General features: G+C 45.0%; 21 protein-coding genes. 17 read left to right on the top strand and 4 right to left on the bottom strand.

Going from position 1 to position 23,314, the window contains the following annotated elements:
* Window positions 1-45 precede the first annotated feature (45 nt).
* The 14 genes from dinG (at window position 46) to NST94_RS19950 (ending at window position 15,445) form a co-directional block, all read left to right on the top strand.
* The gene (gene dinG / locus NST94_RS20015; protein WP_339281201.1) at window positions 46-2,907 is read left to right on the top strand and encodes an ATP-dependent DNA helicase DinG; all 2,862 of its coding nucleotides are present in this window, start codon (window positions 46-48) and stop codon (window positions 2,905-2,907) included.
* Between the two features lie 130 nt (window positions 2,908-3,037).
* Window positions 3,038-3,691 carry a redox-sensing transcriptional repressor Rex gene (locus NST94_RS20010; protein ID WP_036676294.1) on the top strand — a complete coding sequence of 218 codons (654 nt, stop codon included), beginning with the start codon at window positions 3,038-3,040 and terminating at the stop codon, window positions 3,689-3,691.
* Window positions 3,678-4,979, top strand: coding sequence for an amidohydrolase (locus NST94_RS20005; protein WP_248548500.1), 1,302 nt, complete (start codon window positions 3,678-3,680; stop codon window positions 4,977-4,979). Before NST94_RS20010 ends, NST94_RS20005 begins: the two co-directional genes overlap by 14 nt.
* A 172-nt stretch (window positions 4,980-5,151) precedes the next feature.
* Window positions 5,152-5,670: a DUF5590 domain-containing protein gene (locus NST94_RS20000; RefSeq protein ID WP_339281200.1), complete on the top strand. Its 519-nt coding sequence runs from the start codon at window positions 5,152-5,154 to the stop codon at window positions 5,668-5,670.
* Between the two features lie 411 nt (window positions 5,671-6,081).
* Window positions 6,082-6,624, top strand: a complete 543-nt coding sequence (locus NST94_RS19995; RefSeq protein ID WP_076127549.1) for a hypothetical protein — start codon at window positions 6,082-6,084, stop codon at window positions 6,622-6,624.
* A complete protein-coding gene (locus tag NST94_RS19990; RefSeq protein WP_339281199.1) occupies window positions 6,617-8,119 on the top strand; it encodes an AAA family ATPase in 1,503 nt (500 codons plus the stop codon). The genes NST94_RS19995 and NST94_RS19990 overlap by 8 nt, the downstream gene beginning before the upstream one ends.
* A 133-nt stretch (window positions 8,120-8,252) precedes the next feature.
* A complete protein-coding gene (locus tag NST94_RS19985; RefSeq protein WP_036676304.1) occupies window positions 8,253-9,125 on the top strand; it encodes a 3-hydroxyacyl-CoA dehydrogenase NAD-binding domain-containing protein in 873 nt (290 codons plus the stop codon).
* Complete coding sequence (locus NST94_RS19980) at window positions 9,122-10,330, top strand: acetate kinase (protein WP_036676305.1); 1,209 nt, start codon at window positions 9,122-9,124, stop codon at window positions 10,328-10,330. Before NST94_RS19985 ends, NST94_RS19980 begins: the two co-directional genes overlap by 4 nt.
* A gap of 21 nt (window positions 10,331-10,351) precedes the next feature.
* Window positions 10,352-11,650 carry an asparagine--tRNA ligase gene (gene asnS / locus NST94_RS19975; RefSeq protein WP_036676308.1) on the top strand — a complete coding sequence of 433 codons (1,299 nt, stop codon included), beginning with the start codon at window positions 10,352-10,354 and terminating at the stop codon, window positions 11,648-11,650.
* 31 nt (window positions 11,651-11,681) lie between these two features.
* Window positions 11,682-12,434 (top strand): DnaD domain-containing protein, encoded by a 753-nt coding sequence (locus NST94_RS19970; RefSeq protein WP_038572407.1) that lies wholly within the window; start codon window positions 11,682-11,684, stop codon window positions 12,432-12,434.
* Between the two features lie 70 nt (window positions 12,435-12,504).
* A complete protein-coding gene (locus NST94_RS19965) occupies window positions 12,505-13,113 on the top strand; it encodes a sigma-70 family RNA polymerase sigma factor (protein WP_172628900.1) in 609 nt (202 codons plus the stop codon).
* On the top strand, window positions 13,104-13,601 hold the full coding sequence (locus NST94_RS19960) for a hypothetical protein (protein ID WP_339281198.1): 498 nt from the start codon (window positions 13,104-13,106) through the stop codon (window positions 13,599-13,601). Before NST94_RS19965 ends, NST94_RS19960 begins: the two co-directional genes overlap by 10 nt.
* A gap of 15 nt (window positions 13,602-13,616) precedes the next feature.
* Window positions 13,617-14,723: a hypothetical protein gene (locus NST94_RS19955; protein WP_339281197.1), complete on the top strand. Its 1,107-nt coding sequence runs from the start codon at window positions 13,617-13,619 to the stop codon at window positions 14,721-14,723.
* Complete coding sequence (locus tag NST94_RS19950) at window positions 14,720-15,445, top strand: hypothetical protein (RefSeq protein ID WP_081387077.1); 726 nt, start codon at window positions 14,720-14,722, stop codon at window positions 15,443-15,445. The genes NST94_RS19955 and NST94_RS19950 overlap by 4 nt, the downstream gene beginning before the upstream one ends.
* A 50-nt stretch (window positions 15,446-15,495) precedes the next feature.
* Here NST94_RS19950 and proC read toward each other — a convergent pair whose 3' ends face one another.
* From proC to proB, 3 genes are read right to left on the bottom strand one after another with little or no spacing between them, the layout of a single operon-like run.
* Entirely contained in the window at window positions 15,496-16,365 is an 870-nt protein-coding gene (gene proC / locus NST94_RS19945; protein ID WP_076192179.1) for a pyrroline-5-carboxylate reductase, read from the bottom strand.
* 49 nt (window positions 16,366-16,414) lie between these two features.
* Complete coding sequence (locus NST94_RS19940) at window positions 16,415-17,662, bottom strand: glutamate-5-semialdehyde dehydrogenase (RefSeq protein ID WP_076302742.1); 1,248 nt, start codon at window positions 17,660-17,662, stop codon at window positions 16,415-16,417.
* Between the two features lie 36 nt (window positions 17,663-17,698).
* Entirely contained in the window at window positions 17,699-18,802 is a 1,104-nt protein-coding gene (proB, locus tag NST94_RS19935; protein ID WP_076101454.1) for a glutamate 5-kinase, read from the bottom strand.
* Window positions 18,803-19,234: 432 nt separating this feature from the next.
* Here proB and NST94_RS19930 point away from each other — a divergent pair, with 432 nt between their 5' ends.
* Window positions 19,235-19,432, top strand: coding sequence for a hypothetical protein (locus NST94_RS19930; protein WP_076183972.1), 198 nt, complete (start codon window positions 19,235-19,237; stop codon window positions 19,430-19,432).
* A gap of 89 nt (window positions 19,433-19,521) precedes the next feature.
* On the opposite strand, the gene NST94_RS19925 is transcribed toward NST94_RS19930, so the two are convergent.
* Window positions 19,522-20,433, bottom strand: coding sequence for a LysR family transcriptional regulator (locus NST94_RS19925; protein WP_076127566.1), 912 nt, complete (start codon window positions 20,431-20,433; stop codon window positions 19,522-19,524).
* Between the two features lie 721 nt (window positions 20,434-21,154).
* Here NST94_RS19925 and leuC point away from each other — a divergent pair.
* Entirely contained in the window at window positions 21,155-22,579 is a 1,425-nt protein-coding gene (leuC, locus tag NST94_RS19920; protein ID WP_036676324.1) for a 3-isopropylmalate dehydratase large subunit, read from the top strand.
* Between the two features lie 29 nt (window positions 22,580-22,608).
* Complete coding sequence (gene leuD / locus NST94_RS19915) at window positions 22,609-23,211, top strand: 3-isopropylmalate dehydratase small subunit (protein WP_076127570.1); 603 nt, start codon at window positions 22,609-22,611, stop codon at window positions 23,209-23,211.
* Window positions 23,212-23,314 lie beyond the last annotated feature (103 nt).

Genomic DNA, 23,314 nt, shown 5'->3' with positions numbered 1-23,314 from the left:
TGTTATGCTGATTAAGAGTCTCAATTGAAAGGGAATAGAATTATAATGAAATTTGCCGTGCTTGATTTTGAAACAACAGGAACCCAATCCGTGGGTGAAATTATCCAGGTTGGCCTTGCAATTATAGAAGAAGACCGGTCCATCTCCCGGGTATATGGTTCCTATGTCAAGCCCGGAACGCCGATTCCTCCTTTTATAACAGGTCTGACGGGGATTACCGATGATGATGTGAAGGATGCGCCTGAGCTGGATGAGATGATGATGGAGCTTGTTCCGCTCTTGGATGATGTTGTGCTCGTAGGGCATAATGTCGCTTTTGACTTCCATTTTTTACAAAATGCTTTAGATCGTTGTGGTTATTTGCCATTTCAAGGGCGGATTTTGGATACGATTGATTTTCTGAAAATTTGCTTTCCTTCGCTCACATCTTATCAACTTGGCTCTGTCAGTGCTCATTTTGGAGTGACACATGATCGTCCGCATCAGGCAGATAGTGATGCACTTGCGACTGCTTTAGTGCTGCTGAAATGTCTGGAGGAGCTCTACGAGCTGCCGCTGCTTACGATCCAGAGACTCTGTGAGCTGTTTACCGAAGAGGATAGTGATCTGGGCTGGTACTTTGATGGTCTGCTGCGAGAGCGGGAAGCGGAAACGCTACAGCCCGAAGGTGATCTGACTTTCTATCGTCAATTAGCGCTTGCAGTAGGAGATTGGACGGAGTTAGCGCCACCTAGAGATGAGCATGCTGAGAATCCGCTAGCGAATTTATCTTTTACTGATTATATGGACGAAGTAACCAAACGACTTAAAGACACATTACCGCAGTATGAAAGCCGGGAAGCTCAGGATATTATGATCAATGAGGTGATGACGGCACTTGCCGAAGACAAACACCTACTGATCGAAGCGGGCACAGGAACCGGTAAATCGCTCGGTTATTTGTTGCCTGCCATTTATCAAAGCGTTCGCACCAATGAAAAAGTCATGGTCAGCACTCATACCATTAATCTGCAGGACCAATTGCGCGAGCGGGATATCCCTTTGTTAACGCAGGTAGTTCCTTTTCCGTTTAAAGCTGCTATTTTTAAGGGAAGAGGGCATTATTTGTGTCTGCGTAAGTTTGAGCATAAAATTAATAAGAAGGACTTTATAAGCCCAAGGGAAGATGCGCTTACTGCAGCTCAGATGATTGTATGGCTCACTCAAAGTGAATCAGGGGATGATGAAGAGCTGAATTTAAGCGGCCGGGGCGGTGACTTCTGGGAGACGGTGGCAAGCGATACCGATTCCTGTCTGGGCCGTTCTTGTCCTTGGTTCCGCAAATGTTATTATCATAGGGCCAAGCATGAAGCTGGGATTGCTGACGTGGTTATTACGAACCACTCCAAGCTATTCGCAGATGTTAAGGCTGGGCACCAGCTGCTTCCGGCTTACGAGCATCTTGTCATTGATGAAGCACATCATTTAGAAGATGTGGCTGGTAAACATCTTGGCATGCATATGAAGCATTTCACTGTGGCACACACGTTATCGCGACTGTATAAAGATAGCCGAAACGGACAGCTTCCTGCTCTGCGTCAGATATTACAGTCGTCAGGCAGTGAAGAGGCTTCAGAATGGAGCGGAGTCATCGATCGGATCTACCCGGATCTGCTTACCGTCAAAGAAACCTGGGATGCACTCAGCGACAAGCTGTTCAGCCTATTGCCGGAACGCAGTGATGCAGGGGCAGGAGAAGCGGGACAACTGGTTATGCGGTTGCTTCCCGCCCGTAAGCCGAAGGATTGGGATGAATTGGTTGCGCTAGAGAACACTATGAATCTGACGTTAAGCGACATCATCCGTAAGGGTGATAAAATGCTTAACGAGATGCGTGACCAGGAAAGCCAATCCTCAGCAGACAGCCTTGTTACTGATATTAGCGGTTTATTTAAAGATTTGGCTTCCATACGTGAGCAAGTAAGATTCTTTATGGGGCTGAATGACGATAATGTAGTATATTGGCTGGAGGCAAATGGAAATTACCGCAGCAAATCCCTACAGCTGTATGCCGTCCCTGTGGATGTTAGCAGCCAGCTTAAAGAGTTGTTCTTCGATAAGAAAAAAAGCATCGTGCTTACCTCGGCGACGCTATCTGTAGATAAATCTTTTCAATTTATGATTGATAATCTCGGACTTAACGAAGCTGTAGAAGAGGGACGTCTAATGACCTCACTCCTTCCATCTCCCTTTAAGTATCGCGAGCAGGCACTGCTAGTTATACCGCGTGATTTTCCTAGTGTGAAGGGGAGTGTGGGCGATGCTCGATTTGTCGATACACTCGTACAGTCATTATCGGAAGCTGCTAAAACAACACGTGGGCGGATGCTGGTTCTGTTTACTTCTTATAAAATGCTGCGTCAGGTATATGATCCGCTTAAAGAGGCTTTGGCCTCACAAGAGATTACGGTGCTTGGTCAAGGCGTGGAAGGTGGCAGCCGGAGCAAGCTGATCCGCCGCTTTCAGGACAGTGCAGCATCCGTATTGCTGGGGACGAGCAGCTTCTGGGAAGGTGTAGATATTCCAGGTGAAGCACTGACTTGCCTGGCCATCGTGAGACTTCCGTTTCAACCACCGAATCACCCGTTGGCGGAAGCGAAGTCTGAGTTATTGCAGGCCCAGAAGAAGAATCCGTTCATGAAATTATCTGTTCCTCAAGCGGTTATTCGTTTTAAGCAGGGATTCGGAAGACTGGTTCGCACGGCGCAGGATCGCGGAATAGTTATTGTTTATGATACGAGGGTTATTGAATCTCATTACGGGAAGTATTTCCTTTATTCATTGCCTGGTCCCAAAATGGAGCATATGCTTACTGATCAAATGGTCCCTCGCATAGCGGAATGGCTAGAGGATGGCGGCGCTTCTTAAAACGCTCGTCTTCAGTTTAGCTCCTCCTTATCCTTAAGGGCGGTGTGTTACAGTACCGTCCTTAATAAGGAGAGGTAGACGTTTGAATATGGATTTTCACAAGAACATTACTATTTTTAGGAGGGAAAATATGAAATCGGATAAAATATCAGAAGCCGTTGTTCGCAGACTGCCTGTGTACTTGCGTTTTTTGAATGATCTCCAGAATCGCGAAATATTAACAGTTTCCTCTCAGGAACTTGGGCAAAAGCTTGATCTTAATCCCGCACAGATTCGTAAGGATTTAGCATATTTTGGTGACTTCGGCAGAAAAGGTATCGGCTATGATGTAACGTATCTTATTGAGAAAATCCGTCATATCCTGAAGCTGGATCAACAGCTTAATGTAGCTTTAGTTGGAGCAGGTAATCTCGGACATGCCTTGTCTAATTACAATGCATATCTCAAAGATACTATGAAAATCACGGCTATATTTGATTCGTACGCTCCTAAGGTTGGACGTAAGATCAACTCCCTTACTGTGCAACCGATGGATGAACTAGGCAGCACAATTCGTGAGCAAGGTATTCGCATTGCCATTATTACCGTACCTGATTCAGAAGCTCAAAATGTAGCAGATATCCTCATTTCTTCTGGGATTGAAGCGATTTTGAACTTTGCCCCTGTGATTCTGAAGACACCACCGAATATCCGGGTGCATGCAGCTGATTTTACAACTGATCTGCAAAGTCTTGCTTATTACTTGCGGGATGGAAAGGAAGAAAGTGAACATGAACAACAATAAAACGATAATTAAGGGCGGGTATTTTCTGACTCCGGAAACGGATGAGCCGGTTCTGAGTGGATATATGACTATTGAAGATGATTTAATCACTTACATAGGAAAAGAAGAGCCTCAGATGGAAGCTGGAGTGCAAGTGGTTGATGGCAGCCGTCTGCTGTTCATGCCTGGACTTGTAAACACACATGGTCATGCGGCGATGTCTTTGCTGCGTGGATATGGAGATGATTTAGCGCTACAAGTGTGGCTTCAGGAGAAAATGTGGCCGATGGAGGAAAAGTTCACCGGTGATGATGTATACTGGGGAACCTCCTTATCTGTATTGGAAATGCTGAAGGGTGGAACTACGACCTTCCTCGATATGTATGATCATATGGACCGAGTAGCCGAGGTAGCTGAGTTATCAGGTATCCGTTCCGTATTGATGCGTGGTGTGATCGGGTTATGTCCAGAGGATGTACAGAATCACAAGCTTGCGGAAGCGATTTCTTTTGCCCGTAACTGGCATGGAAAGGCTGACGGTAGAATTACTACTATGATCTCGCCACACGCCCCTTATACTTGCCCTCCGGACTTCCTGGTTAAGTTCGTGCAGGCAGCGCATGATCTGGATTTACCGATGCATACGCATATGTCCGAAACGAAACGTGAAGTGGAACAAAATGTGGCGGATTACGGGTTACGTCCTGTAGCTCACTTAGAGAAGCTTGGAATGTTCACACGTCCCTCGATAGTTGCACATGGTGTTCATTTAAATGATGAAGAGATTGAGATCTTGGCTCGCCATAATGTGGGTGTATCTCATAATCCGGGCAGTAATTTGAAGCTGGCTAGCGGAGTGGCTCGGGTTACTGATCTTCTAAAAGCTGGTGTGAAGGTGTCTCTTGGCACGGATGGCGCGGCAAGTAACAATAACTTGGATATGTTTGAAGAGATGCGGCTTGCAGCTCTCATTCATAAGGGTGTCAGCGGTGATCCAACGGCTGTCCCTGCTCCAGAAGCTCTGCGTATGGCTACAGAATATGGCGCGCAGTCCATCTTTTTAAATAATGTAGGCAGACTTGCTGTAGGGATGAAAGCTGATTTCATTGCTATTGATATCGATCAGCCGCATTTGCTGCCACACACAGATCTGTTGTCTCATGCAGTTTACTCTGCTAGCGCTAAGGATGTTGAGCATGTGTGGGTGAATGGTAAACAGGTCATCAAGCATGGACAATGCTTAACCCTGGATGAGGAAGCTATCCGGCGTAAAGCGCAAGAAGCCTTCGAAGGTTTATTGAAGCGTTAAGTCTGGAGAATAACGAATAAATAATAGGCTGTGACTTTTTGCTTTTAGCAAAAGTTGCGGCCTTTTGTGCATTTTTAAGACTGGGAAAGCTAGAAAATTATGAAATTTTGGATAAACACGCGGGTGTGTTATATAATCAAAAAAGATATATTACTAGAAAGGGAGCTGTACCTTGAAGAAAAGGAAAAAATGGATCCTCCTGGGGTCAGTTCTGATTCTGCTCCTGGGGTTTGGACTTATCCAGTTCTATGCCTATATTATGAAAGATCAATGGAACGAGCGTGATATCGCTAAGGATGTTGCCAAAACCAGAGCGGGTCTAACAGAGGTAACCAAAGCACAAAAATCGGTTTGGGATGAAAATGCAGTGTACTGGGTATTAACTGGGAAAAATGAAGCCGGGACTGCTCTTATGGTCTGGGTCCGCTTTACGGTAGATGGAAAATTTGCTGAAGGCGACGACGCAGTGTTTGCTGAGGAACTAAGTAAAGGAACCTCGGAAGCCAAAATACGCGGCATTATCAAAGCTGATCTTCCGGACATAACGATTGAACGCTTGCTGCCGGGAGTATATAACGGAGAGTATGCTTGGCAGCTTTTTTATAAACAGAGCGGTCGGTATTATTATCAATTTTATCGCTTTTCGGATGGGTCCCGAATGGGCGAAGGTTACAGTTTACCTAAAAGTTAAGCTGAACATAAGGAAATTAAGGGTGGCATAGTAAACAAGCGAACTTTATTATAAGTTCGCTTGTTTACATTTATTTGATGTACAAAAGTGATATACTAAGTGATATACTGAATGGGTGGTTATCACCGAATATTCTCTTATATTCACATACGAAAATAGGCCGATTGATTAAAAATCAAGGCCGATTTTGTCGAAAGTGAGGAATTTATTTGGTATTGATGGAAATATTTAAAAAATTAAATTTTAAATATATTCACATTTATTTTGAAATTAGTATATACACCTGTGATATACTACTACTTGTAATTAGAACAGCAATAAGAGACTTCAGTCTCTCTGATGAGCTCTCAAGTAGCTATAAATTATTATAATGAGCTTTATATTTTGTCATCTTTGAGAGGAGGACGTTTCTTGAAATTACGTCTTGTACCTGTGCTGATAACGTCTCTACTGTCGGCTACTCTATTGTTTGGTGGCTTCTTTTTGTATCGTCAGTTTGCAATGCAGGAACCACTTCAGAAGATTGTATCTCAATATGAGGGCGTCAATAATTCTCATATCAGTATTAACCGCAATGAGGTCACTTTGAAACTTGATCTCCAGCCAGGCACGAAATTACGTGAACTGGTTCAGTACGTCTCCCAAGAAGGAAAATCGATGATTGATGGACGTACACTAAAACTTGATGTAGAACAGAACTCCAGTGAACTGCTGGATGAATACTGGGATAAAGCGATGTTCTCTGTAGCCGAAGCCATGGAGAGCCGTAAATATACACTTATACCCACAGAACTTGATGGACTCAAAGCGCAATATCCGCAATATAAAAATGTGATAGCCTCAACAGAAATTGATGACAATAATGTCTATGTAAGCTTGAGTAATGGAAAAGAAAGCAAATTTATTATTTTGCCGCGTAAACCTGCGACATTGGGGGTATGGAATAATGCCTAAATACCTTAAAGAAATTCTAATCGGATTTATTCCTGTCTTGTTTATTTTTATGGCTTTTCTAGGCATTAATATATTCCCGATTGTAATTGCTGCTGGGATGCTCACGGCGTTACTTATCATTGCTCATTTAAGAGGCGGACTTGCGGTAAATGCAGGTGCCGGGAAGAAACGCAAGAAGGATGGACCTTCAAAGCTCACTTTTGAAGAAATTGGCGGGCAAGACAATGCAAAGCAGGAGCTTCGTGAAGCGTTGGATTTTTTGATCCGGCATGAGGAAATCAGCAAATTCGGGATTCGGCCTTTGAAAGGGATTCTGCTTACAGGCCCTCCAGGAACAGGTAAGACCCTTATGGCTAGAGCAGCAGCACATTATACGAACTCTGTATTTGTGGCAGCATCAGGCAGTGAGTTTGTAGAAATGTACGTAGGTGTCGGTGCCGGCCGTATCCGCGATTTGTTTAAGGATGCCCGTACCCGCGCCCTTAAGGAAAACAAGCAAAGCGCTATTATTTTCATAGATGAAATTGACGTAATTGGCGGAAAGCGTGAAGGCGGACAGCAGCGAGAATATGATCAGACCTTGAATCAGCTGTTGACCGAGATGGACGGGATCTATAACAACGAAACGCCGCGCATTCTGCTGGTAGCAGCCACTAACCGTAAAGAAATGCTTGATTCAGCATTGCTGCGTCCTGGCCGGTTTGACCGTCATATTCAAGTGGACATGCCTGATAAAAAAGGCCGTAAATCGATTCTCGAATTGCATGCCAAAAATAAGCCGCTTCATGCAAATGTGAACCTCGACAAAATTTCCGAAGAAGCCTATGGTTTTTCCGGTGCTCAGCTCGAAAGTGTTATGAATGAGGCAGCAATTTATATGATGCGTGAGGAATTGACAGAGGTTGAGCAGCGGCATCTGTCGATGGCGATTGACAAGGTTATGATGGGGGAAAAAACGGACAGAGAAACTAACCACGAAGAGAAAAAGCGGGTGGCAATCCATGAATTGGGACATGCCATTATGGCTGAGCTGCTGCGTCCGGGAAGTGTTAGTCAGGTTACGCTGACTCCGCGGGGGCAAGCCCTTGGTTATGTACGTCACAATCCTCAGCAAGAGCAGTATCTGTACACCAAGGATTATTTAGAAGATCAGATTATGATCGCACTTGGTGGAGCGGCTGCAGAAGAAATGTATTATGGCGGACGAAGCACAGGTTCGCGTGGCGATTTTGATCAGGCCCTGAATATTGTCGAAACAATGATGAAATCCGGATTGACTTCGTTGGGTATTGCCAAGCTGGAAATGGTTACCACTGAAGAACTTATGAAGGAAAACAGTAAAATATTGGATGAGTTGATAATACGTACTCACGACCACCTTGAAAAGCAACGAAATGTATTTGATTACTCCCTTGACATTTTAATGAAGGAAGAAGTGCTCTCTGGAGAGCAATTTCGATGTCAATTTCGTGACAGCGTGCGTTTACCAGCATAAATATTTATGCTGGTTATTTTTTTTTACTTTTCAGGCATGCTAAGATATCATTATATGTCGGGCTTTATAAATTTTTGCGACAGACAAGGTACAATACAAAAGTATAGATACCTGAAAGGATGGAGACTTTTTTATGAATTTCAAGAAAATTGGTGTCATCGGCGGTGGCACAATGGGACAAGGGATTGCCGAAATGCTGGCAGCCAAGGGCCTGGATGTATTGCTGGTGGAGAAAACCCCTGAGAAACTGGACTACTCCTACGAAATGATCGAGACAAGTCTAGATAAGCAACTGGAGAAATGGGCGATCACTCAAGCTGAGAAGAAGCTGATTCTTAGCCGCATTCAAAAAGTGACACATTTCGCAGAGCTGAGCTCTTGTGACATGGTTATCGAAACAATCGTTGAGGATTTAGAAGAAAAGAAAAAAATATTGAATCAACTGGATCAAGTATGTCCAAACCACATTATTCTTGCCAGCAATACGTCAACACTTAGCTTGACTGAACTTGCAAGTTCTACAATGTATCCGGAACGTGTGATCGGAATGCATTTCATATACCCTGTAGCTAAAGTGGATCTTGTTGAAATTGTACGCGGTCTGAAAACTTCAGATGCTACTTTTGAAGATACAAAATCCTTTGTTGATGAAATTGTTGAGAAAAAAGGTGTAATGATTTATGAATCCCCAGGATTTGTAACATCACGCCTCATTTGCTTGTTTATCAACGAAGCTATGCATGTACTGCAAGAGGGCGTTGCCTCCGCACAGGATATTGACGATGCTATGCGTATTGGTTATCAATTCCAATATGGACCGCTTGAAATGGCTGACAGATTTGGTCTGGATTCGGTTCTTGCTGCACTCGAAAATATGTTCCGTGAATATGGTGAGCTGAAATATCGTCCTTCCACGATCCTTAAGAAGATGGTGCGTGCAGGACAATTGGGTATGAAATCAGGCGAAGGCTTCTTCCAGTACGACAAGGATGGTGACCGTATATGAATATTCTAGTAATTAACTCCGGTAGTTCTTCTTTAAAATATCAATTGTACAATATGGCTGATGAATCCGTTTTGGCTAAAGGTTTGGTGGAACGTATCGGGATGGATTCCTCCATTCTGAACCATAAACCTACTGGTAAAGCTGAAGTAACTGAAGTAAGTGAAATTTTGGAGCATAACACAGCGATTCGTAAAGTTCTAGCTTGCCTAACGGATAAAGAGCATGGCGTTATTGAATCCATTAAAGAAATCAATGCTGTGGGTCACCGTGTAGTACATGGTGGTGAATTCTTCAAAGCTTCCGCACTTGTGGACGCTGATGCCAAGACTAAAATTCGTCAATTGTTTGACCTTGCACCCCTGCATAACCCAGCAGCAATGATGGGGATTACGGCTTCTGAAGTAAATATGCCGGGTGTACCGCAGGTTGTTGTATTCGATACTGCATTCCATCAAACAATGCCTGAAAAAGCTTATATGTACGCGATTCCTAGAGTACTGTACAATAAATATAAAGTTCGTCGTTATGGCGCACACGGTACATCACACGACTTCGTAAGCAAAGCTGCTGCGGAGTACTTGGAGCGTCCGTTGGAAGATCTGAAGATCATTACTTGTCATATCGGTAACGGAGGTAGTGTAACTGCAGTTCAAGATGGAGTGTCTGTGGATACTTCCATGGGTATGACTCCTCTGGAAGGTTTGATGATGGGGACTCGCAGTGGTGATCTTGATCCAGCAATTGTACCTTACGTGATGAACAAGGAAGAATTGTCCGTAGGCGAAGTTAACTCCATGTTGAACAAACATAGTGGACTCCTAGCAATTTCGGGCGTAAGCAGTGATATGCGTGATATTATTGAGGGTATGGAAAAAGGTGAGCCTAATTCCACGCTAGCTTTTGAAATGTATGAGTACCGCTTGCGCAAGTATATCGGTTCTTATGCGGCTGCTATGAACGGTGTAGATGCTATCGTATTCACTGCTGGTGTTGGTGAAAATGCTTCATTGCTACGTGAGAAACTGCTAAATAACCTTACGTTCCTGGGTATTGAGTTGGATGTTGAAGCTAATAAAGTTCGCTCCGGCGACCCGCGTCGTATCTCTACGGTAGATTCCAAAGTGCAGGTGCTTGTAGTTCCGACTAACGAAGAACTTGTCATCGCACGTGATACAAACCGTATTGTGCAAGGAATTAACGGCTAAATTAGAGGAGAGATTGAAGGCATGGCTAACAAGAGTGTAATCAAGAACGTGAATGAACATGTTGGAGAAAGTGTTGTTATCGGTTGTTGGGTAAACAACAAGCGCTCCAGTGGTAAAATTCAGTTCCTGCAGCTTCGCGATGGTACAGGTTATATTCAGGGAGTTGTAGTGAAATCAGAAGTGCCTGAAGAGGTATGGGATGCAGCTAAGAGCCTCACACAGGAAAGCTCATTGTATGTGACCGGTATTATTCGTGAGGAGCCTCGCAGTCAATCCGGTTTTGAAATGACTGTTACCGGAATTGAAGTTCTGCACCTTACAGAGAATTATCCAATTACTCCGAAAGAGCATGGCGTTGATTTCTTGATGGATCACCGTCACCTCTGGCTCCGTGCCTCGAAGCAGCGGGCTGTTCTGGTTATTCGTGCGGAGATTATCCGGGCAATCCAACAGTTCTTCAACGAGAGCGGATTTACAAAGGTGGATCCTCCGATTCTGACGCCAACGTCAGCAGAGGGAACTACTAACTTGTTCCACACGAAATACTTCGATGAGGATGCTTACCTGACCCAAAGCGGACAGTTATACATGGAAGCTGCAGCTATGGCGCTGGGCCGTGTATATTCCTTTGGACCAACCTTCCGTGCGGAGAAATCTAAGACTCGTCGCCACTTGATCGAGTTCTGGATGATCGAGCCTGAAATGGCCTTCACAGATCATGAAGAAAGCTTGAAGGTTCAGGAAGAGTTTATTAGCTTCGTAGTACAATCCGTATTGAAGAATTGCCGTGCGGAGTTGGAAGCGGTAGGCCGCGATATTTCCAAGCTGGAGAATATCAAAGCACCATTCCCACGCATTACTTATGACGATGCGATCAAGTTCTTGAATGATAAAGGCTTTGAAGATATTGCTTGGGGTGATGATTTTGGTGCACCTCATGAAACAGCAATCGCTGAAGCATACGATAAACCTGTATTTATTACTCATTATCCTGCTTCATTCAAAGCGTTCTACATGAAGCCGGATCCAAATCGTCCTGAAGTCGTACTGTGTGCTGATATGATCGCTCCTGAAGGTTATGGAGAGATTATTGGGGGTTCACAGCGGATCGATGATCCTGCGCTGCTTGAAGAGCGTTATAAAGAGCACAATCTTTCGATGGATTCTTATAAATGGTACATGGATCTGCGTACTTACGGATCTGTACCTCACTCCGGTTTTGGACTTGGGCTTGAGCGTACTGTAGCTTGGATCTGTGGTCTTGACCATGTACGTGAGACTATTCCATTCCCACGTACACTGTACCGCCTCTACCCATAAGTTCTTAGGATTTGAACAAAGGGGGAAGCACATGGACGGCAAGACATGGAGTACCTGGAGCGAAGGCGTCTCCTTCGGTCTGGAGAACGGAATGGCCGTCATACCTTACGCTTTACTGAAGTATTACCGGAAGCTGAATTTAAGCGGAAGTGAAGCGATGCTGCTGATTCATCTGCTCTCCTTCAGGCAAGTGGAAGGGATTGAGTTCCCTTCTCTGGAGGAGCTTCAGGTCGTAACTGGTCGTAGCATTTCCGTTCTCGCCGGAGAATTGCAGAAGCTCATGAAGGAAGGTTTTATTAGCATCGATGGAGACAACGATGAGCTAAGAGATATCCATTATGAACGCTACAATTTCTCAGGGCTATATGGAAAGCTAGGTGCTTATCTTGCGACAGCTGTACAAGAAAATGAGCAAGATAAGGACAAGGGAGCATATGGAACATCAGCTCCCCGGGCTGCTGCGTCAGGTGGAGGATTCGGAACTCCCCCCACATCTCCTTCTTCACTTGGAGATAAAGAGGAGAGCCGGAATCTATTCAGTATTTTCGAGAAGGAATTCGGGCGCCCGCTGTCTCCAATGGAATGTGAGACGATTTCTAGCTGGGTGGATCAAGACCGATACCCTGAGGAGCTGATTCTGTTAGCACTCAAGGAATCCGTATTTGCGGGGAAGGTTCATTTTCGTTATATCGACCGGATATTGCTGGAATGGGCCCGTAACCGGGTCAAGAACGCTCAGGATGTTAAGACGTATACACAAAAATTCCGCAATGGTGGAAGATAGATCGTTTAGGAGAGAACCGTATTGCTTTAGCTATTGCTAGAGTCTGTACGGTTCTTTTTTATTTTTTTAGATAAGTGCAGGGGTAGGCGAAGATCTCAGCGTCTATTGCTGTGGGAAGGAGGGGAGAGTCATTGAGGAAGAGCTATTAATCAAGCGGATTTGCCAAGGAGACGAAGATGCGTTTCGCCAGTTTGTAAATACATACAGTCAGCATATATACAAAATCACCTATTCTGTATTACGTGAAGTCAAAGGGGCTGAAGACGCTGCTCAGGAAGCTTTTCTTCAGATGTATAAATCTCTCCCTGACTACCGTTATCAAGGCTTAAAATCATGGATTACGCGGATCGCCTTAAATAAGGCTATTGATGCCAAACGTAAACGTGATCGGCTACGAGAGTTACCTGTTGACTATGAGCTTGTGCTGAGCCAGACACCTTCTAATGAGGAGGATGTACTAGCTACTGTTGTCCGTCGTGACCGGATGAATCGTCTGTCGGGTGAGATCAACAATTTACCGGAGGGTCATCGGGAAATTATGGTGGCTTATTATCTGGAAAATAAAAAATATGAGCAAATTGCTGCTGAAAATGAAATTACTCTGAAGACGGTGGAGTCCAGACTATATAGGGCGAGACAATGGATGCGAAAACATTGGAAGGAGGACGAATGGCTATGATGAAGAGTGGAGAAAACTTAATTCGCCGCGAGCAGGCAAAAGCTTATCTTGAAGGGCAAGAAGATAGTATAGAACGAGAAGAATGGGAACTAATGCTGCTCAAGGATGAAGACACATTTGTTTCATACATGGAGATGCTGGATGAGTTAAAGGAGGATCTGCCTTCATTGGAGAATTCGTCTGCTTTTACAGAGAAAGTTATGGGAGATTGGGTTGCAACGGTGAGATCTTCAGTAGTCATAGAAGAAGTAGCGGGGCAAGAAGAAGGATCACGGCGTTATCGCTGGTATGATAAAACAATCTTTCATTATGCCGTTGCTGCTTCGTTAACGCTGTTGATTATGTCTTCCGGGATGTTTGATAAGTTACTCACGGGTGAAATGGAGCTTATTGTCCCTAAGAAAGATAATTCGCCATCTTATAGCGAACAATTCATGCAAGCCACCAGCGGATGGTTGAGCCGGATTATGGACGGAAGACAGAAATGAGAGGAGAAATGAACAATGCAACAGCAGCGTAACAAAATTAAGGGTCTTTTTCTTAATATGATTCCTGGAGCAGGTCATTATTATATGGGAAGACGCCCACAAGGGATTGTTTATTTTTTGCTAAGCTTTGGTGTGTTATTTATGTCATTCTTAATCGCTATGGCTGAAGGGGATGAGGGAATTCTGGCATTAGGGGTGATCGGATTCTTACTTCTATGGATCCTTTCGATGATTCATCTGGTGATTAAATTACTGCAAATGCCTACTCCAATTGTAACGCCTGATGGATCAATGCTGGATTTTAGTTCTAATATGCCCGTAAAGACGGAGGATAATGAACGTGTGCATGTGATCTTATTGTCTTTCATTCCTGGATTGGGTCATTTTCATATGGGGCTGATGCAGCGTGGACTATCCTTTCTGATTTCTTTTTTCGGATTCATGACCGTTATGCTGTTCTTGGCCGGAATTACTTCGAGTGATGCATTTTTGCTGCTGTTTGGAGTATTGCCAGTAATTTGGCTGTATTGCATGTTTGATGCAGTTCAGTTGATCCATCGTAAACAAGCAGGAGAAATGCTTGTTGACCGCACATTATTCGAAGAGATGGAGGCTGGACGTGAGGAAGGACGACGCAGCAAAGTATTAGCGACATTACTATCCGCATTTCCTGGCGCTGGACAGATGTATCTGGGACTGCAAAAAAGAGGGCTCCAGCTCATGCTTCTTTTCTTAGGAAGTATCTATGTCATGGATCTATTGCGGTTAACATTGCTCTTTTTCCTTATCCCGGTCATTTGGTTCTATAGCTTATTCGATGGCTTACAGTTAGTTAGCCGATATGGACGTGAACCTTTGCAGGATAAGCCGGTTATCGAAGGTTTCTTAAATCATCAAGGCTGGCTCGGAGCAGTCCTGATGTGTCTCGGATTATACTTTATTGTTGTGAATGTCGCAGTTCCTGCCATCGATATCAGATTTCCAGAATGGCGGCTGGAATATCGCGTAAATGAATATTTTAAGACCATTGTCGTCTCCGTGTTATTGATTGGTGGCGGGGTGAAGCTGATGACTGGAAGTAAGAATAATAAGAGTAGAAAAGGGGCGGGGGGTCAATCTTGAATAATCCAATAGAAGTAGAGCCGGGAGTCATGGTAACTAGCGAGTTTCCAGTGAACGTAGGGAAGTCTAGAAGTTGGCGTGTAGGTACGTTGTCGATGGGACTGAGCCTTTTATTTCTCGGGGCATTAATAATGGTCTCGCAGTGGAAAGGAGCGGATGTGTTCGAGACAACACTTGCTTGGTGGCCGCTCATTTTTATCTTACTTGGTTTAGAAATTGTAATTTACACCTTATGGTTCCGTGGTAAAGGGAAAATGTACTATGATGTGCTAAGTGTTCTGTTCGTCGGATTTCTGGCAGTGTGCTGTTTAGTATTCGCAGGAGTCAGTTCTTTAGGATTAACACAAGAACTTCGACATGTGATCTCATCTACGGAGGAGAATTATTCCTTGCCGGAATGGAAGGGGAATGTTCCACAGGGTGTAGGCACACTTATAATCCAGGCTGCCGAACCTTATGGAATTATGGTTGATCGAACGGCTGGGAACGAGTTGAATGTATTTGGGAGTTATTCCACGGCAGAAGGGCAACTCAAGCAAGAGCAAGAGAAGCGGCTGTTGCAAACTAAGCAAGTCGGAGACACATTTTACGTTATCTTAGGAGACATACCTAGACATCTAGTATTCGATAACTCCAGGAATGCGTTGAACGTGACCGTTGCGGCTCCTGTAAATCTAAAGGTAATCGTAAGAGATAATTATGGAAATGTTGTAACAAGGTAAAAAAAGATCGCTTCCCACCCGATGAGGGGATGGGCTGCGATCTTTTTTGGTTAAGAACGAAGCTCTTTCTCTAGGGCTGCACCCATTTCACGTGAGCGTTCGGCACATCGGTTAACTGCTGCAATCACGGTTTCAAAGAATTCCCCTCGTTCAAGCACTTCTATAGCTGCTTGTGTTGATCCGTTAGGGGAAGTAACCTTCTTACGAAGTGCTGCGGGTTCTTCTCCCGTCTGTTGTACCATTCGGGCAGCTCCCAGCACAGTTTGAACAGTTAATTCGGTGCTTTGATCAAGTGGCAGCCCACCACGGATACCAGCGGCGATCATGGCTTCCATCATGTAATAGATATACGCAGGCCCGCTGCCTGAAATTCCGGTCAAGGTTTCCATACGTTCCTCATCAATGACTGTTGTAAGCCCGACAGCCTCAAAGATATTAAGAGCAAGGCGACGGCCTCTTTCGTCTACTTCTTTGGAGAAGGCTAGACCAGTGGCACCCAGACCGATGGAACTGGAGGTGTTAGGCATTGTGCGAACAATAGGCTGTGCTTTGCCAAGTAGACCTTGCATGGTTCGAATAGATAGACCTGCAATGACAGAAACTACGATCTGATCCGGAGAAAGAAGCGGGCCTAGTCCGCGTAAGGATTCGGCAGCATCTTTAGGTTTCATTGCCAGTACTATTACTGGTGCGTTCCGTAAGTATTCTACTTTTTGTTCGGGATCATTTGTGCCTATTACACCATAACGGCTTTTTAATTCTGCCAGACGTTCACTGCTGCTGCGATTGAGCATGATGACATTATCGGACTTCACGATATTGCGGCTAATCATCCCGCGAACGATGGCTTCTGCCATGGAGCCTGCGCCATAAAAAACAATATTATGATTCATGAGTGGAACTGAAGGTTGCTGACACATGGCTAAAATCCTCCTAAAAGTTGTGTGATAGAATACTTAAACGTGTATACTAACCCCGAATTTGTCCCGTTCCGTAGATCTTATATTTGGTTGAAGTTAGTGCAGGCAGACCCATCGGGCCACGAGCGTGGAGTTTCTGGGTACTAATACCAATCTCTGCACCGAATCCAAATTCAAAGCCATCCGTGAAGCGGGTTGAGGCATTGTGATAAACAGCGGCAGCATCCACTTCTTGTAAAAAGCGTGTGGCGTTCTCCTGATCTTCTGTTACGATACATTCCGAATGTTTCGTGCCATACTGGGCGATATGCTGCATAGCTTCTTCCAAATCACTGACGATTCTAATATTAAGGATATAATCATTGTATTCTGTAGCGTAGTCTTCTACGGTTGCAGGTAATACCCATGGGACAAGAGAGATGGTTTGTTGACAGCCACGAAGTTCTACATGAACCTCACGGAATGCTTCGGCTAAGGATAACAGATATTTGCTCGCGTAATCCTGATGAACGAGTAGTGTTTCCATAGAGTTACATACCGAAGGGCGCTGAGCTTTGGCATTTAAACTAATGTCCTGTGCCATTTCTGGCAAGGCAGTTGCGTCGAGATAAGTATGGCAGATGCCTGCTCCAGTTTCAATTACGGGAACGGTTGCGTTAAGGACTACATTTTGAATAAGAGAGCTGCCTCCGCGCGGGATAATCACATCTAAAAGTCCGTTCAGCTTTAGCATTTCATCTACTGAAGAACGATTTGGGTCTTCAATCAGCTGAAGCGCGTTAGGCGGCATTGAGGTTTCAGCAAGAGCATTGTGCAGAACCTCGATAATTTTACGATTGGAGGACAGGGCAGAGGAGCCCCCGCGCAGCACAACAGCGTTGCCGGTTTTGAGACATAGACCCGCAGCATCAACAGTAACATTGGGACGTGCTTCGTAGATGATGCCGATCACACCAATCGGAACACGCAGCTTCTGGATGTTGAGGCCGTTAGGACGTTCAATGCTTTCTAGCGTGTCACCGATAGGGTCCGGTAATACAGCGATTTGTTGCAAGCCTTCGGCAATGCTGTTAATCCGGTCAACATCTAATGCCAGCCGGTCGAGCATGGATTCCGGAGTTCCATTAAGTCTTCCTCGTTCCAAATCCTCCGCATTGGCGGTGATAATGGCGGGAGCTTCGCGGCGAAGTGCATCGGCCATGCCCAGCAGTGCTTCATTCTTCTGGCCAGTTGTTAAGCTTGCTAGAACTCCTGTTGTCTCCTTGGCTAATTTACTCTTATTAATAACTTCACTCATGACGTTTCCTCCCTATATTTGAATTGAAAAAAATGCTTATCTCAGTGTAATCCATTCGTCACGGTGAATGACCTCAAGCCGGTGTACTTCTCCCAGCTTCGGTACAATTTCACGGCTTGGCAGACCTTGAATGCTGCGCAGCTGAGCATCATCGTAATTTACAATCCCACGTCCAAGCAATTTGGAGTCGGGTCCAAGGACTTCTACAACATCTCCTGCGTGAAAACTACCTTCTGTCTGTTTGACGCCTACAGGCAACAGGCTGTGTCCGCCATGTAGCAAAGCTTCTACAGCCCCTTCGTCCACGTATAGGGAGCCGAGAGGGGTAGACATAAAGCCTAGCCATTGTTTTTTGACGGGAAGAGAGGATAGCTTTGTTGCAAAATAAGTGCCCCTGCCTTCTCCCGTTGCAGCAAGCTGTAAATCACCAGGTTCGGTGGCTCTTCCGACAAAGACAGGAACACCACCCCGAGTAGCAATTTTGGCCGCATCGATTTTGGATCGCATACCGCCTGTTCCAACACTAGAGCCAGCTCCACCAGCAATAGCATATATCTCTGGTGTAATGTCATCTACGAACTGATAACGGACAGCATCCGGATGCTTGCGGGGATCTCCACTGTATAAACCATCCATGTCGGTTAAAACAAGCAGTCTAGAGGCTTTTAACAGGTTAGCTACGAGCGCAGAGAGGGTATCATTATCGCCAAATTTCAGTTCATCTACGGAGACAGTGTCATTCTCGTTAAATACGGGCACCGCTCCTTGGCGAAGTAGCTCTTCTACAGTCATCATAGCGTTATTCATGGCTCTGCGGCTGCAGAAATCGGTGCGAGTCAGCAATATTTGCGCGGTAGTAATTCCATGCTGGGCAAAAGCTTCCTGATAAGCCTGCATCAGCAGTACCTGACCCACAGCCGCAGCGGCCTGCTTCTCATGCAGCAGCTTCGGACGTGCTGGATAACCGATACTGCGGAAGCCGGCGGCTACCGCACCAGAGGTTACTAACAACACCTCACAGCCGTTTTTCTTCAACTCGGCAATCTCTGAGGCAAAAAAGGAGACTGCTTCACGATTCAAACCGCCCTCGGGTCCGGTCAGCGAGCTGCTGCCTATTTTGACCACGATTCGCGTCGTCATTTCTGTCCACATCCTCTTCGTTTATTAAGTCCTGAAAACAACAAAAAGCCCCCATCCTTAGACTTAGCAAAGGACGAAAGCTTATAAACTTCCGCGGTACCACCTTCATTGATGAGGGATCATCCGACTTCATTCTCATAACGGGAGGATCCGTCCTGTTAGACACAGGCCGCTCGGGGGTAGGATTCGGAACGAAAACCGCGGTAAATTCTTTCAGCCTGTCGGAATCTACTCTCTAGGCGCGGTTAGACTCATTCTTACTGGTCCCGTCTGCACGTTTCACTTATTTTCAATAGAATACCATGGAGCTGGTTGCATTGCAAAGGGAAAACGTAGGATATATTTCTTCATGCAGAAAGCTCTATATATTATGTTTAACGTCAAAGAGAAGGGGTAAAGAACTTATAATCTGTTACCAGGAGGTGGATTAAATTGACTAAAGACAACAATGCCGAGCAGGGACAGAATCAAGATTCAAACGAAGTAGCAGAGCTTAAGAATAGTGTGACTCGTGAATTTGTGGAAGAGCACACCGGGGCTCCAGTTGATAAGGGATTGGCTGATTCAAGTAAAGCACGTGTGTCGGATGATCAGAACCGCCTGATTACACAACGTAATTTGCGTAAATAATCTAGTACTGTTAAAAGAGGTTTACCTGAAAAAGTGCCCCGGCAACCACGCACGCGAATGGTTACTGGGGCACTTTATTTGTATATATTCTATTCTTCCGTTAATTCAGACACGGTTGATTTGAATGTTTCTACAAAAGCCTTTGCGGCCTTGGATAAATATCGTCCGCGTCGATATGCTACAACTAGCGTACGACTAGGCACTGGATCAGCGAGCGGTAAGTAGACTGGAACAAATTCACTTCGCGGTGCACGAGCGATAAAACGAGGAACAAGAGTCACACCCATACCTGTTGCCACTAGGGATTGAACGGTTTCCATATTATTGCTCTCGAAAACGATTCGTGGTTCGAATCCGGCTTTCCGGCACAGCTCCACAGTCATTTTGCGGAAGCCCTGACCTTCCTTAAGTACGATGAAAGGTTCGTCCTTAAGCTCTTCAAGTGAGGTCCGTGTTCCATCTATGATTCGTTTAGCGAGCGGATGTTCAGGAGGGACGGCAAGATCAATTCTTTCCTCTCCAAGCTCTTCATAAGCTAAAGCTGGAATTTCGAGGGGTAAGGAGAGCAGGCTTAAATCGGTCTGACCACTTGCCGTGAGCTTCTCTAGGTTCATCGACGAGTCTTCTAGCAGCGTAATTTCTACCTCAGGATAATTTTGTTTGAAAACTGGAAGCACATGCGGCAGAAGATGTGCACCTGTAATCGGCATACTGCCCACAACTACACGTCCAGTGCGCAGTTCTGATATGTCGGACATCTCTTGTCGCAGCAGCTCCACTGCGTCAATGATAATCTGGGCTTGTTCAACGAATTTAGAACCTGCGTAGGTCAGCTCAACTGAGCTGGTATTACGCTGAAAAAGCATTACGCCGAGCTCTTTTTCCAGTTTGGAAAGCTGCTGGCTGAGCGAGGGCTGGGCAATATGCAGCTTGTCCGCTGCACGTGAGAAGTTTTTTTCGGCTGCGATTTGCAGCACATACTGCAGTTGTCTCAGTTCCATATATGGACTCCTTAGGGAAATGATTTACTTATAAGTATATCCTATTGGATTATAGTTTTGTATAGGCAACCCGAAGGAGCATTCACTTCTTCACTCCCCAGAATTTGCCGGGCCTGTTTTCAAGAATTATCCCTACTACACTGACCGAAGTATCCGATATCCTCTCACAGTATATTTATTGCGCCGGATCTTGAGGGTATCTATGAGATAACTGCATTCTGTGCAGTTATTTCGTATGCAAAAGGGATGATTGTGGTTTTAAGTGTATTCTATACAACTAAAAACCAGAGTTCCCAGCTATAGGGCGACAATTCAAGAAAATAGCTGCACACAATACACTTATATTCATTAACGAATGATTCACAGGAATATAGCTGTACAAAATACAACTAAACGCTGCTACACCTCAAGCTTTCGCAACGCTCTTACACCTCCCGCTTGCGCAACGCTGCTGCACATCCCGCTTGCGCAACGCTCTTACACCTCCCGCTTGCGCAACGCTGCTGCACATCCCGCTTGCGCAACGCTGCTGCACATCCCGCTTGCGCAACGCTCCTACATATTGTGCCTCAACATACCCTAACTCAGCTTATAGGTTCAGACTATCACTTTTATAGATATCATATCTTGGAATTATAAAGACAGGGGTGTTATATTTAGATCATTCAAGAGAGACTCCACGCTCTCTTCCAATGAACGATTCTATTAATGAGGTGAAATTATGAGCAACAAGACAATGTTTGAGAAGATTTGGGAGAATCACGTTATTCATCAAGAGGAAGGCAAACCTAGCATTATTTATATTGATCTGCATTTGGTTCATGAAGTTACTTCTCCACAGGCTTTTGAAGGGCTTCGCCTCAGCAACCGGAAGGTTCGCCGTCCTGAGCTGACCTTCGCAACGATGGATCATAACGTACCAACTAAAGATCGTTTTAACATTAAAGATCCAATCTCCAAGCAACAAATTGATACCCTTTCTAAGAACTGTGCTGATTTTGGTGTAAGACTGTTCGATCTGAATGATATTGATCAAGGCGTTGTACACGTAATGGGTCCTGAAATCGGCTTGACACATCCTGGCAAAACTATCGTTTGCGGCGACAGCCATACCTCCACGCATGGTGCATTCGGCGCGCTGGCATTCGGTATCGGAACTAGTGAAGTTGAACATGTAATGGCTACCCAATGTTTGCAGCAATCCAAAGCTAAGACTATGGAAGTACGCTTTACAGGCAAACGTAACCCTGGTGTAACAGCAAAAGATATGATCCTGGGTGTTATTGCTAAGTATGGTACTGATTTTGCCACAGGTTATGTAATTGAGTACACAGGCGAAGCTATTCGTGAATTGTCGATGGAAGAACGTATGACTGTCTGCAATATGTCGATCGAAGGCGGAGCAAGAGCTGGATTGATTGCCCCTGATGAAACTACTTTTAATTATCTGCGTGGACGTCAATACGTACCGCAAGGCGAGGCTTATGATGCTGCTGTAGAAGCATGGAAGAGTCTTGTAAGTGACGAGGGCGCCCAGTACGATACGGTTGTTGAATTTGATGTGGAAACATTGATTCCACAAGTGACCTGGGGGACTAGCCCGGGCATGGGAACTGACATCAACTCCAGCGTACCGAATCCGGCGGACTTTACCACTGAAAATGAACGTAAAGCTGCTGAAAAAGCGCTTGAATATATGGATTTGACTCCTGGAACACCTATTTCTGAAATTCCGATTGATTATGTATTTATCGGTTCCTGCACTAACGGACGGATCGAAGATTTGAGAGCTGCAGCAGTGGTAGCTAAAGGTCATAAGGTGTCTGAAAAGGTTACTGCCATTGTTGTTCCAGGCTCGGGCCGTGTTAAGATGCAGGCTGAGAAAGAAGGACTTGATAAAGTCTTTACTGAAGCTGGCTTTGAATGGCGTGAAGCGGGATGCAGCATGTGCTTGGCCATGAACCCGGATGTTCTGCAGCCTGGACAACGCTGTGCATCTACCTCGAACCGTAACTTTGAAGGACGCCAAGGACGCGGAGGACGTACACATCTGGTATCTCCAGCTATGGCAGCCGCAGCTGCGATCAAAGGCCGGTTCACTGATGTACGTGATTGGAATTATAAGACGGAAGCCGTCAGCTCATAGAACTAGAGAGAACACGGGAGGATAAAACTATGGATGCTTTTAAAAAATTAACAGGAATTGTTGCACCAGTTGACCGGGTAAATGTAGATACGGATGCGATTATTCCAAAACAGTTCTTGAAACGGATTGAACGGACGGGATTTGGACAGTTTTTGTTCTATGAATGGCGTTTTGATGAAGAAGGTAACGATAATCCAGCCTTCGAAATGAATAAACCACGTTATCAAGGGGCTTCTGTTCTGATCTCACGCGCTAACTTTGGTTGTGGGTCCTCTCGGGAGCATGCACCATGGGCGATTATGGATTACGGTTTCAGAGTTGTAATTGCACCTTCTTATGCGGATATCTTCTACAATAACTGCTTTAAGAACGGCATTTTGCCGATCAAGCTTTCGGAAGAGCAAGTGGATGAATTGTTCAAACGGACAGCTGAGCATGAGGACTACAAGCTGACAGTTGATCTTGAGAACAACGCTTTACAAGATGAATTCGGACTGAGCATCAGCTTTGATCTGGATGAGCACCGTCGTCAATTCCTGCTGCAAGGTTTGGATGATATCGGTTTGACCCTTCAACATGCGGATGAAATTGCTGCTTATGAAGAGCGTCATGCTGCAAAGCTATTCTCTTAAAAAGAGGATATAACTGGTCTGATTCTTAAACTTTACAAAAAATACGCAAAACTTCTATTTCCGGGTGTCGGAAATAGAAGTTTTTTTGCTATAATCGATATAT

The sequence above is a fragment of the Paenibacillus sp. FSL H8-0282 genome, from assembly GCF_037963825.1.
Classification (GTDB): Bacteria; Bacillota; Bacilli; order Paenibacillales; family Paenibacillaceae; genus Paenibacillus_AQ; species Paenibacillus_AQ odorifer.
The sequence above is the reverse complement of the archived record's forward strand: the minus strand, read 5'-3'. Positions and strand labels throughout refer to the sequence as shown.

Excerpts from the sequence above, each read along its gene's own strand:
- dinG (WP_339281201.1), top strand. The coding sequence starts at position 46 with ATGAAATTTGCCGTGCTTGATTTTGAAACAACAGGAACCCAATCCGTG.
- NST94_RS20010 (WP_036676294.1), top strand. The coding sequence starts at position 3,038 with ATGAAATCGGATAAAATATCAGAAGCCGTTGTTCGCAGACTGCCTGTG.
- NST94_RS20005 (WP_248548500.1), top strand. The coding sequence starts at position 3,678 with ATGAACAACAATAAAACGATAATTAAGGGCGGGTATTTTCTGACTCCG.
- NST94_RS19990 (WP_339281199.1), top strand. The coding sequence starts at position 6,617 with ATGCCTAAATACCTTAAAGAAATTCTAATCGGATTTATTCCTGTCTTG.
- NST94_RS19985 (WP_036676304.1), top strand. The coding sequence starts at position 8,253 with ATGAATTTCAAGAAAATTGGTGTCATCGGCGGTGGCACAATGGGACAA.
- NST94_RS19980 (WP_036676305.1), top strand. The coding sequence starts at position 9,122 with ATGAATATTCTAGTAATTAACTCCGGTAGTTCTTCTTTAAAATATCAA.
- asnS (WP_036676308.1), top strand. The coding sequence starts at position 10,352 with ATGGCTAACAAGAGTGTAATCAAGAACGTGAATGAACATGTTGGAGAA.
- NST94_RS19970 (WP_038572407.1), top strand. The coding sequence starts at position 11,682 with ATGGACGGCAAGACATGGAGTACCTGGAGCGAAGGCGTCTCCTTCGGT.
- NST94_RS19960 (WP_339281198.1), top strand. The coding sequence starts at position 13,104 with ATGGCTATGATGAAGAGTGGAGAAAACTTAATTCGCCGCGAGCAGGCA.
- NST94_RS19955 (WP_339281197.1), top strand. The coding sequence starts at position 13,617 with ATGCAACAGCAGCGTAACAAAATTAAGGGTCTTTTTCTTAATATGATT.
- proC (WP_076192179.1), bottom strand. The coding sequence starts at position 16,365 with ATGTGTCAGCAACCTTCAGTTCCACTCATGAATCATAATATTGTTTTT.
- NST94_RS19940 (WP_076302742.1), bottom strand. The coding sequence starts at position 17,662 with ATGAGTGAAGTTATTAATAAGAGTAAATTAGCCAAGGAGACAACAGGA.
- proB (WP_076101454.1), bottom strand. The coding sequence starts at position 18,802 with ATGACGACGCGAATCGTGGTCAAAATAGGCAGCAGCTCGCTGACCGGA.
- NST94_RS19925 (WP_076127566.1), bottom strand. The coding sequence starts at position 20,433 with ATGGAACTGAGACAACTGCAGTATGTGCTGCAAATCGCAGCCGAAAAA.
- leuC (WP_036676324.1), top strand. The coding sequence starts at position 21,155 with ATGAGCAACAAGACAATGTTTGAGAAGATTTGGGAGAATCACGTTATT.
- leuD (WP_076127570.1), top strand. The coding sequence starts at position 22,609 with ATGGATGCTTTTAAAAAATTAACAGGAATTGTTGCACCAGTTGACCGG.